This window comes from Fructilactobacillus vespulae, assembly GCF_047324295.1.
Taxonomy (GTDB): domain Bacteria; phylum Bacillota; class Bacilli; order Lactobacillales; family Lactobacillaceae; genus Fructilactobacillus; species Fructilactobacillus vespulae.
Genome location: NZ_CP137138.1, coordinates 350,562 through 362,527 on the forward strand (window position 1 = coordinate 350,562; position 11,966 = coordinate 362,527).

General features: G+C 33.4%; 18 protein-coding genes. 6 read left to right on the forward strand and 12 right to left on the reverse strand.

Features of this window, described 5'->3' with window-relative positions; genetic code table 11:
• Positions 1-42 precede the first annotated feature (42 nt).
• The 7 genes from R4B61_RS01650 to R4B61_RS01680 form a co-directional block, all read right to left on the reverse strand.
• The gene (locus R4B61_RS01650) at positions 43-441 is read right to left on the reverse strand and encodes a hypothetical protein (protein ID WP_413627914.1); all 399 of its coding nucleotides are present in this window, start codon (positions 439-441) and stop codon (positions 43-45) included.
• Positions 442-462: 21 nt separating this feature from the next.
• The gene (locus tag R4B61_RS01655) at positions 463-1,107 is read right to left on the reverse strand and encodes an HAD family hydrolase (RefSeq protein WP_413627915.1); all 645 of its coding nucleotides are present in this window, start codon (positions 1,105-1,107) and stop codon (positions 463-465) included.
• Between the two features lie 92 nt (positions 1,108-1,199).
• Positions 1,200-1,769 carry a TMEM175 family protein gene (locus R4B61_RS01660; protein ID WP_413627916.1) on the reverse strand — a complete coding sequence of 190 codons (570 nt, stop codon included), beginning with the start codon at positions 1,767-1,769 and terminating at the stop codon, positions 1,200-1,202.
• Between the two features lie 61 nt (positions 1,770-1,830).
• Entirely contained in the window at positions 1,831-2,355 is a 525-nt protein-coding gene (locus tag R4B61_RS01665; protein ID WP_413627917.1) for a flavodoxin, read from the reverse strand.
• Between the two features lie 77 nt (positions 2,356-2,432).
• Positions 2,433-3,080 carry an NAD(P)H-binding protein gene (locus tag R4B61_RS01670; RefSeq protein WP_413627918.1) on the reverse strand — a complete coding sequence of 216 codons (648 nt, stop codon included), beginning with the start codon at positions 3,078-3,080 and terminating at the stop codon, positions 2,433-2,435.
• Between the two features lie 10 nt (positions 3,081-3,090).
• Positions 3,091-4,413 carry an MFS transporter gene (locus tag R4B61_RS01675; RefSeq protein ID WP_413627919.1) on the reverse strand — a complete coding sequence of 441 codons (1,323 nt, stop codon included), beginning with the start codon at positions 4,411-4,413 and terminating at the stop codon, positions 3,091-3,093.
• 29 nt (positions 4,414-4,442) lie between these two features.
• A complete protein-coding gene (locus R4B61_RS01680; protein ID WP_413627920.1) occupies positions 4,443-5,285 on the reverse strand; it encodes an aldo/keto reductase in 843 nt (280 codons plus the stop codon).
• Between the two features lie 146 nt (positions 5,286-5,431).
• Here R4B61_RS01680 and R4B61_RS01685 point away from each other — a divergent pair, with 146 nt between their 5' ends.
• Entirely contained in the window at positions 5,432-5,836 is a 405-nt protein-coding gene (locus R4B61_RS01685; RefSeq protein WP_413627921.1) for a MerR family transcriptional regulator, read from the forward strand.
• 159 nt (positions 5,837-5,995) lie between these two features.
• On the forward strand, positions 5,996-6,673 hold the full coding sequence (locus tag R4B61_RS01690) for a YxeA family protein (RefSeq protein ID WP_413627922.1): 678 nt from the start codon (positions 5,996-5,998) through the stop codon (positions 6,671-6,673).
• Positions 6,674-6,720: 47 nt separating this feature from the next.
• Here the strand turns inward: R4B61_RS01690 and R4B61_RS01695 are convergent, their stop codons facing one another.
• The 3 genes from R4B61_RS01695 to R4B61_RS01705 form a co-directional block, all read right to left on the reverse strand.
• Positions 6,721-7,260 carry a hypothetical protein gene (locus R4B61_RS01695; protein ID WP_413627923.1) on the reverse strand — a complete coding sequence of 180 codons (540 nt, stop codon included), beginning with the start codon at positions 7,258-7,260 and terminating at the stop codon, positions 6,721-6,723.
• Positions 7,261-7,330: 70 nt separating this feature from the next.
• Complete coding sequence (locus R4B61_RS01700; RefSeq protein ID WP_413627924.1) at positions 7,331-7,822, reverse strand: GNAT family N-acetyltransferase; 492 nt, start codon at positions 7,820-7,822, stop codon at positions 7,331-7,333.
• 28 nt (positions 7,823-7,850) lie between these two features.
• Entirely contained in the window at positions 7,851-8,387 is a 537-nt protein-coding gene (locus R4B61_RS01705; protein WP_413627925.1) for a TetR/AcrR family transcriptional regulator C-terminal domain-containing protein, read from the reverse strand.
• A gap of 143 nt (positions 8,388-8,530) precedes the next feature.
• Here R4B61_RS01705 and R4B61_RS01710 point away from each other — a divergent pair, with 143 nt between their 5' ends.
• Positions 8,531-9,193, forward strand: a complete 663-nt coding sequence (locus R4B61_RS01710) for a hypothetical protein (protein WP_413627926.1) — start codon at positions 8,531-8,533, stop codon at positions 9,191-9,193.
• 219 nt (positions 9,194-9,412) lie between these two features.
• Here R4B61_RS01710 and R4B61_RS01715 read toward each other — a convergent pair whose 3' ends face one another.
• Positions 9,413-9,853, reverse strand: a complete 441-nt coding sequence (locus R4B61_RS01715) for a MerR family transcriptional regulator (protein WP_413627927.1) — start codon at positions 9,851-9,853, stop codon at positions 9,413-9,415.
• A 139-nt stretch (positions 9,854-9,992) separates the two neighbouring features.
• On the opposite strand from R4B61_RS01715, the gene R4B61_RS01720 reads away from it, so the two are divergent.
• From R4B61_RS01720 to R4B61_RS01730, 3 genes are read left to right on the forward strand one after another with little or no spacing between them, the layout of a single operon-like run.
• Positions 9,993-10,313, forward strand: a complete 321-nt coding sequence (locus R4B61_RS01720; RefSeq protein WP_413627928.1) for a carboxymuconolactone decarboxylase family protein — start codon at positions 9,993-9,995, stop codon at positions 10,311-10,313.
• A gap of 14 nt (positions 10,314-10,327) precedes the next feature.
• Entirely contained in the window at positions 10,328-10,735 is a 408-nt protein-coding gene (locus tag R4B61_RS01725; protein ID WP_413627929.1) for a cupin domain-containing protein, read from the forward strand.
• A 29-nt stretch (positions 10,736-10,764) separates the two neighbouring features.
• On the forward strand, positions 10,765-11,124 hold the full coding sequence (locus R4B61_RS01730) for an MmcQ/YjbR family DNA-binding protein (protein WP_413627930.1): 360 nt from the start codon (positions 10,765-10,767) through the stop codon (positions 11,122-11,124).
• A gap of 48 nt (positions 11,125-11,172) precedes the next feature.
• Here R4B61_RS01730 and R4B61_RS01735 read toward each other — a convergent pair whose 3' ends face one another.
• Positions 11,173-11,910 (reverse strand): SDR family oxidoreductase, encoded by a 738-nt coding sequence (locus R4B61_RS01735; RefSeq protein WP_413627931.1) that lies wholly within the window; start codon positions 11,908-11,910, stop codon positions 11,173-11,175.
• Between the last annotated feature and the right edge of the window lie 56 nt (positions 11,911-11,966).

Here is an 11,966-nt window from a genome sequence, read left to right on the forward strand (position 1 = left end):
AAATACCCACAAAGTTGAGATTTAACTTTGTGGGTATTTTTCTTAAAATGCTAATCCATACGATTCATCCGGCATCACATTGTAAACACCGACTGTACTAGCATTACCATGTTCTTTAGCAGCTTTGGAAATCACCTTAACCTTATAGAACTCATTATTAGATTCAACGACTTCATAATCGAAGTTCACATTGTTACCTAACCGGTCTCGTAAAAAGGCAACCGCTGCCTTAGAATTTTTAATCTTAGCTGGCTGTTCTTTCCCAATACTAGTGACTTGTTTATCCGCAATCTCATCATTTTTGCCATTGTCATTATCAGTTGCTACTTTTTCTGTACTGTCAGAACTAGTCTGGTTGTTTTGATTAGCAATATAAAAAGAGGATCCCAAAACGACTACTAATAAAATTAAAAAACTGAGTAAAATTTCTTTTTTCTTCATTAGTAAATCCTCCTTTTTCAGTTAAGCTAGCTTAGTTAAATCTGCTGGTTGTTCAATTAGATAATCTGGTTGTTCTTTTGCTAGGCTATCACGATCATGGGCACCCCATGTCACCGCAGCGGTATGAACACCAGCTGCTTTTCCCATTTGTAAGTCAAAGATTGCGTCACCAATCATTACCGTTTGATCTGGATCTAAATTATCAAGTTCCAATACTTGTAAAACACCATCGGGAGCCGGTTTGAAGTTTTGCACGTTATCCGCACCTAAGATATTAGTAAAGTACGCATCGATTCCTAAACTCTTTAAGTTTCGCAATAGAGTTTTAGAGTGTTTACTAGAAACCACGTAAAGTCCCTTTTGTTCTGTTTGCAATTCAGCCAACATTTCTTTTATTCCAGGAAATAGGGTTAGCATCTTGCTTTCTAATTCTTGATAGTATTTTCTAAATACTTGTAATAATTTTTCAAATTCTGCATCAGAAAATTCATGACCGGGAGCCATCTTTTTAAAAGATACTTCAATGGGGATTCCCATGTAGTAGCTAATATCTGCGGCAGTGGGTTCTGGTAACCCTAAATCAGCAAAGGCTTTTTGGGTCGCAACTACCCCAGTTTCACCTGAATCGGCTAGGGTTCCGTCAAAATCAAAAATGTAATTTTGCATGTTAAACTCCTTTTTTAATCGAGATTCAAAAATCAATTAGTACTAGTATCAATTAAATTGGGGAATTTAGCAAATGAAAAAATATATTTTACTCATGGTTTTTTCAACTGATTAGGAATAACAAAGACTACTAGAGTAAATAATACTGCATAAATCATCGCTGAAGGAAAAATTGTCATCGATAATAATATCCCTAATATTTTAATTAAAATATCGTATTTTGCCCATTTGTTTCTACTAGTTAAAGTAGTTGATGTTACCGTATCTTTTTCATTTTCCTTACCAATCAACCAGTACATAAATTGATTACTTGCTGTAACCATTAATACAATCAATCCATAAAAAACTTGTGCACTTCCATTATTAAAGTTTTCGGAAACTATGCTAGTGGCATATGGAAATAAAGATGAACTAAATAGCATTAGTAATGCAGCCCAAATTATGTATCTGTTAATTCGTTTAATGTGATACCAATTATTATGTAAATTTACCCACATAGCCCCTAGCCAAAAAAAGGATAGTGCATAGGCAAAATAATGATTTCTCAATTCCCAAAATCCCCAAAAATTAATTTCAGCTGGTTTTTCTAATTCCAGAACTAAAATTGTCATTATGATTGCTATCATAGCATCTATAAACGTAGATAATCTTTCTTTATTCATTATTAATCAACCCCATTTTAAAATTAGTTTAGTAAAACATCCTTAGTATATATCTAAAAGATTATTTCTTCACGCCAATATTTACCAACCACTGGTTAATTTCTTTGGTGATTTTATCTTTTCGAATTCCTTTAATTGTTAAAGGAATTCCTTGTTTTTCTAAGCCACCTTTAAAAGAAATTGGTTCTAAAACACTACTGCCTTTAGTATACTGATTGATTTGATTAAGCGTAGCTCCGTACCCAAAACCACCATTGGTATTAAAAGGAACAACTTTTTTATCATGAAAATCATATTCTTTTAGAAATGTAACCATTACTTGAGGCAAAGCCATATTCCAAGTTGGAAAGCCAACGAAAATATAGTCATAAGTCGAAAAATCAGTTACGGAATTTTTCAATTGTGGTAAAACATTCTCCATTTGCTCTCTTTGATTCTTAGCCACTTCCATTTCATAGTCGGTCGGACGTTTTACTGCCGTTTCAATTTGAAACAAATCTCCTCCAACAGCAGTATGAATGAGATTGGCTAATTCTTTCGTATTTCCAGTACGGCTATAGTAAGCGATTAAAGTTTTTTTATCCATAATTTCTCCTTTAATTAAAATAAATCCCACATATTTATATCTATGTGGAATTTATAGTCTATTATATTTAATAAATTTTAATAGTGAAGTGGCTTATCACCATCAGTATTTGGTTGGTTAATCCCCACATTAGCATTAGCTAAATAATTAGGATTTTTAATGATGTTTAACATTACGTCAGCTACACTTTTACGTGAAACTGTGGTTCCTTTAAATTCAGTTCCCTTAGGAGTTAATTCATAATCATTAACATCGTCATTTGATAACCAAGCTAATCGTAAAACGGTGTAATTTAATCCTGATTCTTCGTACATTGTGGCTGTTTGGTTCCCAGTTTCAACGGCGTTACCAATCATCGAAGCGTTCCATTCTCCAAATTTACCGGGAACTTCGTGATAGATTCCCAAGTCATTAATTGAGACTACTCTTGCCACCTTATTTAGCTTCATTGCTTGAATAATATTTTTTGTGGGAGTTGTTGAACCAGCTGCACCGGTTGCATCAATCACGAGGTCTTGTCCATCGATTGCTTTTTCCAAATCAGTCTCATTATTTAAATCTCCCTCAAATAATGAAACTTGATTATTATCCTTTAAATCATTTAGTCGGGCTGAATTTCTCAAGAATAAAGTTAATTTAACATCCTGATAATCTGCATTATTGATAACTTGATTTTCAACTAATCGAGCAATTCTTCCAGATGCTCCTAAAATAATAACGTTCATTATAGTCTCCTTAAATTCTTTTTTTACTTCTAATAAATACAAACGTAATGATTACCACCAATAAAATTAAAAAAGTAATTAATTTCATTGCTGAATTAAACTTAATCAAGGGATCAGCAATTTGGCTAGTTGCACTGGTTACAACTGAGATTCCAAAAGCGGCCCCAATTTGATGCATAACGTTAACAATTCCTGATGCGGCACCAGCATTATCATCGGAAACGTCAAATATTCCAGCTGCTGTTAAGGGAGCAAACGCTAATCCTTGACCAATTCCCACAATCATCATGGGAACCCCAATTTCTAACCAGAATCCATCTTTATAAAAGATCATTAGTGCCATTCCAATAACTGTAATCGTAATTCCTAATAACAATAGTTTTTCATTTCCAATTTTCTTAGTAAGCTTAGGAACTTGAAGAGAAAATATAAAGGTAACAATCGTTAGTGGTAAGAACGCGATTCCAGCACCAAAGGGAGAAAATTTGAGATATTCTTGTAGCATTTGTGGGGTGAAAAACCAAAATGCCATCATTGCTCCGGTAAAAGCAATTCGTCCAATGTATGCTCCAAACCGAACTCGGTTGACAAATAGTTTCAATGGCATGATTGGTTGAGTAGCTTTACTTTCTACCAATACAAACATTAATAGTAAAAATAGAGCTAAACCACCAAACAACCACGGATTGGTAGCCCCATCAATAGCATAAATTAAACTAGAAACTGCCGCTAAAGATAATATTGACCCTAACCAATCAAACTTTCCACTTTGTCGATTACCAGCAGGAATATATTTTTTGGATAGAATAATCATAATAATGGCAACGGGGATATTAATGAAAAATCCATATCTCCAACCAATGGTAGCTGCAAAAAATCCGCCAATAATTTGGGAAAATGATGCGCCTACCCCAGCCATTGAGCCATAATAAGCAACTGCTTTAGTTCGTTTACTACCCGTAAAATTATCAATTATTAGTGCCAAGGTAGTGGGCGCAACTATTGCCGCACCAATTCCCTGAAGGGCCCGACAAATAATCATCATGGTTCCTGAATTTGAGATTCCAACTAAAAATGAACCGATTCCAAAAATAATTAATCCCAGTTCAAAAACCCTTTTTCTCCCTAAAATATCACCCATTCGACCACCCAGAAGCATAAAGCCCCCGAAAAATAAGGCATACAAATTTTGAATCCAAGATAGTTGAACACTATCTAAATTCATAGTTTGAGCAATTTTGACAGTTCCCGTAAAAATAATTGAATTATCCAAAATAATCATAAAATAACCGACTAAGATAATTCCTAATATAAATTTTTCCTTTTTATTCATTCACTTATCAACTCATTTCAATTTTTTTATTAATGTAAATTAATTAGTCTTTCAATCATCTTAGGATCACGATGATCAAAGAATTGGCTTTCCTTTTTGTCTAATTTTTCAATTAATTTCATATCTTCAGCACTTAGTTCAAAGTCAAAAACAGCTAGATTTTCTTGCATTCTTTCTGCTCGAGAAGATTTTGCTAGTGGGATAATTCCTCTTTGAATGTCCCATCTTAAAATAACTTGACCAATTGACTTATGATATTTATCTCCAATTTCTTGTAGAACTGGATTTTTGAAGATATCATGCTTTCCTTCTGCAAATGAAGCCCAGGCCTCAGTTTGCACACCATACTCTTTTAAGAATTTAACGTCTTCAATTTGTTGATCCCAAGGGTTAACCTCAATTTGATTAACTGCTGGTTTTACATCATTAAACAATGATAAGTTAGCAAGTTGATCATTATAAAAGTTGGAAACCCCGATTGATTTAATCTTGCCTTCTTTTTGTAAATCTTCCATTGCTTTCCATGAGCCAAAGTTATCCCCATATGGTTGGTGAATTAGATATAAATCTAAATAATCTAATCCTAATTTTTTCAAAGTAGTTTCAAAGGCTTTTTTAGTAGCATCATAACCGGTATCACTTAGCCACAATTTCGATGTAATAAATAAATCTTCTCGAGGAACGTTAGCATTAGCAATTCCTTTTCCAACTGCTTCTTCATTAAAGTATGATTGAGCAGTATCAATTAGTCTGTATCCAGAATTAATTGCGTCTTCCACCGCTTTGGCACATTCTTCTGGATCAGTCATTTGAAAAGTTCCAAATCCAATTACAGGCATTTTGTTTCCGTCATTTAATGTAAAATATTGCATAATTACGTCCTCCAATTAATTTTCTCTTACGTTTACTTTTTAAAGTATAGGCTTTAAAGCGCACTTTAATGCAAGAGATATGTTTCAATTTGCATTAAAGTGTACTTAAAGATTTATAATTGAATAAAATTCTAAAGGAGAACAATATGACAATTGATGAAGTTAGTGCTGAACTAAAAATAAATAAATCAACTTTACGTTATTGGGAATCAATTGAACTGGTTCCTAAAGTTGCTCGTGATAAAAATGGATATCGAGAATATCAAGAAATTGATTTAAACTGGGCTTTTTTCATCCAAGCACTACGAAAGTCTGGAATGTCAATTAGCCAATTAAAAGCATTTGTTCAAACATATAATGACCGAGAAAATGGTGATGTTCGTAAACAAATGTTGGTTGATCAACGGAATAATTTACTCACCCAACAAAATGAACTGCAAAAAACAATCAACTATTTAAATTACAAAATTGATAATTTTGGCACCCATATGTTAAATTATGAAAACGAAAAACTGATTTATAACCAAGAAAAAAAGGCTAACTTTCAATAGTTAGCCTTTTTCATATTTATAAATATCTAGTAATGGTATGTATAATCAACCCATACATAATGATTGATTTGTAGGGGCTTTATACCATATGTAAAAAGAAACTTGCGTTACATTTATCAGCTACTCTGATAAATTGACCTTAGAAAGGAGTTTTTAATCGTGGATTTCCATAACAATTTAAAGTCTAAAAGAAAAGAGCTAAAACTAACTCAACAAGAACTAGCAGATAAACTACATGTCACAAGACAAACCCTCTCTCGTTGGGAAAATAATCTAGGATACCCCAATTTAGATACTTTAATTGAATTAAGTAATATTTTAAAAACACCTTTGGATTCACTACTTAAAGGAGGGCAACCAAGCTTGGCAAATAAAATCACTAACGATGTAAAAGCCAAACAAACATATAAAAGATATCTATTCGGAGGAGTTACTTTAATAATGGTAATTTTTTTATGGTTAGGATTTCTGAGCTATGGTAGAAGTAATCAAATTAGTTGGATAGATAAAACAAATCCCTTTATAAAAACACAAGTTGGGTATGCCGTTCTACCAATTTCGAGTTCCAAAAACAATCATAAAAAAGATGTGTACGTTTCTGATGATTCATTTGGTACCAATGGTAGTTGGTTGAAAATATATTTTGGCCAATATAACCAAGATAACAAATGGGCAAAAATCAAACATAAGGGTTCCTATGTTTACAGTTATAGGTTAATAACCAAAAATCAAATTCCAAAAGAGATGGAAGAACAGGCTGGAAAAGATTATATTCCATATGTTAAAAAATCTGAACCAAATAGAGTGAATAAAGACTCTGTTTTCCCCTTTGAATAAAATCAATTAAAGCTAAAAAGGCTAACTTTCAATAGTTAGTCTTTTCATTAATATGCAAATTTATAGTAGCCATCGGGATAAACGTTATATACCCCAGCTGTACCACTGCCACCTTGACTCCGAATTGATTTAGAAACTACCCTAATTGTATATACCCCATTATCTGATGACATTACTTCGTAAACCAAATCAGGATTGTTAGCGAATTCTAGTGTTTTCAAAGTTTCAATTGCTTTTGCTTCACCATTCTGTGACGCATTATTATTAGTTGCAGTTTCTGCAGTCGAACTAGAAATCGTTTCGCTAGCGGTGTTGGAATCTCCAGAATTAGTGGTAGTTCCACTAGTAGTGCTAGATTGATTATTATTTTCAGAGTTTTTGGTTTCTGTCTCATTTGAATCATCATGGTTAGCTTGCTTATTCGCTGTTTTATTAGCAGTAGGTTGTTTTTTAGCAGTTTTGGTTGCTACCTTTTCTGTATCAGTAGCTTTATGAGAATCAGTTTTAGTTAAAGTGGCATATGAAACCCAGCCAATCGCAATTACTAAAATTGCCAATAAGATTATAAGCGCGCTCTTCTTTTTCATAATTAAATCTCCCATTTATAATTATTAATGATTTAAGAATAGCACTATTTCTAAATTGAGATGTTTTTTATTAAAGTATTTTAGTCATATTAAACCAGGTTTCTCCAGCATGTTGTGAGTCAGAAATCCCATCAACTACGTATCCATGCCTTTCGTAAAATGGAATCAACTTTTCCAAACAGGTTAAAGTAATAAGTTTTCGATTTTGCTGTTTTGCTAGACTTGCAAAATGTTCTAGTAATTGTCCCGCAATTCCTTGATTTTGTTGATCAGGAGCCACTACCAAACTTAAGACCGTTTGATACGGAGCGTTTTCCTTATTGGAAACTGATTTTTCAAATAAATCATCCGTAATAAAACGACTCGTGGTTGCAGGACCTACAATATATCCCAACGGATTTTGCTGTTCATCATATGCAACGATAAATGTATCGGAAAGTTGCTCGATTCTTTCTAACATACTAGCGCTAGTGGAAGCCTCTTCCTTTGAAAATCCAGAGTTTTCAATTTCCATAATTTTATTAATATCAGTGACTTTTGGTGCTTTAGAAGAATAATTCATAATAAACTCCTAAATTCATTTAGTATTTTTAGTTTGAAAATCCATTTAATTTTTCTATCAATATTTTAACTACATCATCAATTGGATCAGCACATTTTTTAGTTATCCAGAGTCTAATAATAGCGGCCATCCCTCCATTAAAAAACTCATAATTATAGTCAAAATCATTTTCTGTTTGCATACCATTGCTGCGTAAGTTATGAATTTGCTTTTTAATCACATCATCGTCCAAAATATTCAGATTCCCCACCGCTTTATTATTAATTAAATAGTAGAGAAAAAAATTTCGATTTAGTTTAATTACTTCTAACACCCGATAAAAGGTATGGGTTAAATCTTTCTGTTTAGTAATTTCATTTTGTAAAATAGCAATCATTTCACCCTTGATTTCATCATTAATTTCTTCCATCACCTGATAAATATCATAATAATAGGAATAAAAAGTAGAGCGATTAATTTCGGCTAATCGACATAACTCAATCACCTTAATTCTTTTATCTGGATTATCATTAATCATTAACAGATAGGTATTTTTTATATTAGTTTTGGTTTTATTAGTATCCATAGGGTCCTTTAATTACCCAACCGACATTTTGCAAAATAATGTTGGTTGTTACTGGTAAATACGTAATTTATTATGAATTTAGCATCTTAATTATGCATTCACATCATCCATGTTACTTGAAAAAAATAGGAAAAGCAGTTCATATGCAAAAAATTTTATCCATCATCCTTAATGATTCTAAATATTCAAAATTGATAGCAAACAGACATGACCTAGTCTTTGCTTCCAGCACCATCTCAACGTTTTTCAATTTTTTATTAGTAGTAATCAAATTTATCATTGGGTTCACCTATCACTCCGTTTGGCTGCTAGGATTTGGATCGTATTACTTGGTAATGTTAATCTCCAGAATCTGGTTATCCTATCGCTATCTCAAACTCAGAAACCAGCAAACATTAGATTCTCTCCACTTTAAGCAAAGTGAATTTTTCATTGGTGGAATCCTTTTTAGTGTCGTTGGTTTAAGTTTTTCAACTTTAGGGTTTTATATGTATCAAAATATCTTTACCCAAAAATTCAATAATAACGTTACTTATCTCATCGCTTTAATCGGGTTCTCAAAATTAATTGGCGCGATCGTTGGCTTAATTAAGTCTCGAAACTATCAAAATCCAATAATCACCCTCTTTAAAACCTTTGACTTAGCTAGCGGACTGGTTTCAATAACCTTAACTCAATATGCCATTTTAAGTATGCAAAAATCACCCGAGACTAACTACGCGACCGGTCTCTTTGGAGTCGCAATTGGATTATTTATTTTTTTAATTGGGATTGGATTTATTATTAAAAGTCAAACAAGGAGCTAAGTCTATGGAAAAGAAGGATATCATTACTTTATTTTTATGAACCATCAGCATTTTACTATTAGCACTAGGGATGTGTATATCATTAATTTCCACTTGGAATCTAGCCGCTCTTGGAATTCTGGTTGGAATCATGGGAATTATTTTCTGTGTTTTTACCATAATTAAGAAATAAGCGTAAATATTGTTAAAAAGCCATCGTAAATAATATTACGATGACTTTTACTCACGATGACCTAAACTTTGTAGATATTTACCAAAGTTTTCTTCATCCGTAATAATCCCAGTTTCCTTTTCTTCGTACCAATTAATCTTATCGTTTAAAATCTGCAAATGATGTTGTACTTCTGCAAATTGGTGCAAAAAATTCTTTTTGGTGTTTTTTAACAATTCAATTCTTTCGGGAATTGTCGCATCACCTTGTTTTCGCCAATCAATATACTTTTTTAAATCATCAATACTCATCCCCGTCCCCTTTAAGTGATTGATAAATTTAAGCCAGGATAAATCCGCTTTAGTATAGTATCGACGACCATTTTTATAACGATTAGGTTTAATTAAGCCTTCATTTTCGTAGTAACGCAGCGTTGATGAATTCATTCCCACTATTTTACTGAATTCACCAATAGTGTAGGTTGTTTCTTCAATTATTTTTTCCACCATCAATCTCCCTATCTTTTTAAATTAACTTTAACATTAAAAAAGCTAACAATCCAAGTATAAGCCTGATAAGTCGTTCAATTTGACTTAAAGCTAACTTTAAGTTGTAACGTATAAACAACATACTAAAGGAGGTAAGCAAATGGTAAAAAAACAAACTGCTGGAAGAGATATCTTAGGAAATTTTGCTCCTCAATTTGCTCAACTTAATGACGACGTTTTATTTGGTGAAGTCTGGAGTAAAGAAGATCAACTATCGGCCCATGACCGTTCATTAATAACAATTGCTGCCCTAATTGCAATGGGTAACACAGAACAAATTGGAGCTCACCTCAAAATTGGTAAAGATAATGGAATTTCCAAGGAAGAGATTGTAGCAGAAATTACCCATTTAGCATTTTACGTAGGTTGGCCTAAAGCCTGGTCTACTTTTAATCGTGCTAAAGAGATTTGGAAAGAATAAGGAGAACTAAAATTATGACAAATAAACCAGTCAAACAACCCGGTGTATTTAAAACGGGAGCCAAAAATGATGCCTTTGCACAATACTTTATCGGGCAGAGTTATAATAATACATTGGTTACACCTGGTACCGACGTTAGTGTTCCAGTAAATAACGTTACTTTTGAACCAGGCTGCCGAAATAATTGGCATATCCATCATAATGGTAGTCAAATATTACTGGTAACAGGTGGTCAAGGTTGGTACCAAGAAGAAGGTAAACCAGCCCAACTTTTGAATCCAGGTGATGTAGTAGTAGCTCATGATGGAGTAAAACATTGGCATGGAGCTACCAAGGATTCTTGGTTCAGTCATTTAGCAATTACAACCGGTAAGGCGGAATGGTTAGAACCTGTCTCGGACATGTTATATAATCAATTATAATAAATTAATATGAATCGAGGAGATCCCACATGTCCACCCTTAAAGAACAAATCCTAAATCACATTAACGAAAGATATGACGTGGTTCCAGACCACCCTTTTTCTAAGTTTCCGGACTACGCAGTATTTCGACACAAAAGTAACAATAAGTGGTTTGCTTTAGTAATGAACGTTCCTTTTGAAAAACTGGATGTACAAAAAAGCGGTAACGTGGATGTCATTGATTTAAAAGTTGATTCAGAAATTAAAAGTATCTTATTACAAAAACCAGGATTCTTCCCTGCTTATCATATGAACAAGGAACACTGGATTTCACTAGCCTTAGACCAAACTATCCCCCAACAAAATCTATTTGACTTAATTGAAGATAGTTTTAATCTAACTAGTTAGCAAACTAAAAACTCAGAAGACTGTTTAACAGTTTTCTGAGTTTTTTTATTATCCAATTTGATTAGTTGGTCTTAGAACAATTTCATTAATTCCAGTGTCGGCTGGCATGTTAATGGACTGTGCAATCACCTTAGCAACTCGATCAGGTGAAATTGCAAAAGCTTTATAGAAAGCTTCCATTCCTTCTTGAACATTTTTATCAGTTACCTTACTTACCAATTCAGTGTTGATGGCACCAGGAGATACCACCGTTACGCGAACTCCAGATTTAGCGGCAGCTTCTTCTTGCCGTAGTGCCTCACTAATCATCCAAACTGCTGCTTTGGTGGCACTATAAACTCCACCGTTTGCGTGAGTATTGTGGGCTGCAACTGAAGCAATGTTAATATATTGACCCGTTTTTTGTTCTCTCATAGTGGAAAGGGAACTTTCAATTCCGTTCAAAACTCCCTTAATGTTAACGTCGATCATTGTATTCCAGTCTTTTACGCGACCTTCACTAAATGGTGATTGTGGCATTAATCCGGCTGCGTTAATCCAAACGTCAATTCTGCCAAATTCGTCCAAAGCAGTTTGGGCTAAAGCCTTAGTACTAGCTAAATCACTAACGTCAGTTACCGCATAGGTAGATTCCCCTACTTGATTAATTTCATTACTTAGTTGTTGTAGACGATCTTCACGACGAGCCCCTAACACAACTTGATTACCTTGTTCTGCTAATAACTTAGCAATTGCTGCGCCGATTCCTGATGAGGCTCCTGTAATTACAATTACCTTTTTATCCATAATTAATTCCCTCTTTCTTTTTAATTGAATTAACTATAATCCTTCAAGTTAGGTTG

Bases quoted from the DNA above. Each gene is read 5' to 3' on its own strand.
- R4B61_RS01715 (WP_413627927.1), bottom strand. From the start codon at position 9,853: ATGGTGGAAAAAATAATTGAAGAAACAACCTACACTATTGGTGAATTC.
- R4B61_RS01700 (WP_413627924.1), bottom strand. From the start codon at position 7,822: ATGAATTATTCTTCTAAAGCACCAAAAGTCACTGATATTAATAAAATT.
- R4B61_RS01655 (WP_413627915.1), bottom strand. From the start codon at position 1,107: ATGCAAAATTACATTTTTGATTTTGACGGAACCCTAGCCGATTCAGGT.
- R4B61_RS01735 (WP_413627931.1), bottom strand. From the start codon at position 11,910: ATGGATAAAAAGGTAATTGTAATTACAGGAGCCTCATCAGGAATCGGC.
- R4B61_RS01675 (WP_413627919.1), bottom strand. From the start codon at position 4,413: ATGAATAAAAAGGAAAAATTTATATTAGGAATTATCTTAGTCGGTTAT.
- R4B61_RS01650 (WP_413627914.1), bottom strand. From the start codon at position 441: ATGAAGAAAAAAGAAATTTTACTCAGTTTTTTAATTTTATTAGTAGTC.
- R4B61_RS01710 (WP_413627926.1), top strand. From the start codon at position 8,531: ATGCAAAAAATTTTATCCATCATCCTTAATGATTCTAAATATTCAAAA.
- R4B61_RS01705 (WP_413627925.1), bottom strand. From the start codon at position 8,387: ATGGATACTAATAAAACCAAAACTAATATAAAAAATACCTATCTGTTA.
- R4B61_RS01665 (WP_413627917.1), bottom strand. From the start codon at position 2,355: ATGGATAAAAAAACTTTAATCGCTTACTATAGCCGTACTGGAAATACG.
- R4B61_RS01680 (WP_413627920.1), bottom strand. From the start codon at position 5,285: ATGCAATATTTTACATTAAATGACGGAAACAAAATGCCTGTAATTGGA.
- R4B61_RS01685 (WP_413627921.1), top strand. From the start codon at position 5,432: ATGACAATTGATGAAGTTAGTGCTGAACTAAAAATAAATAAATCAACT.
- R4B61_RS01725 (WP_413627929.1), top strand. From the start codon at position 10,328: ATGACAAATAAACCAGTCAAACAACCCGGTGTATTTAAAACGGGAGCC.
- R4B61_RS01670 (WP_413627918.1), bottom strand. From the start codon at position 3,080: ATGAACGTTATTATTTTAGGAGCATCTGGAAGAATTGCTCGATTAGTT.
- R4B61_RS01720 (WP_413627928.1), top strand. From the start codon at position 9,993: ATGGTAAAAAAACAAACTGCTGGAAGAGATATCTTAGGAAATTTTGCT.
- R4B61_RS01660 (WP_413627916.1), bottom strand. From the start codon at position 1,769: ATGAATAAAGAAAGATTATCTACGTTTATAGATGCTATGATAGCAATC.
- R4B61_RS01695 (WP_413627923.1), bottom strand. From the start codon at position 7,260: ATGAAAAAGAAGAGCGCGCTTATAATCTTATTGGCAATTTTAGTAATT.
- R4B61_RS01730 (WP_413627930.1), top strand. From the start codon at position 10,765: ATGTCCACCCTTAAAGAACAAATCCTAAATCACATTAACGAAAGATAT.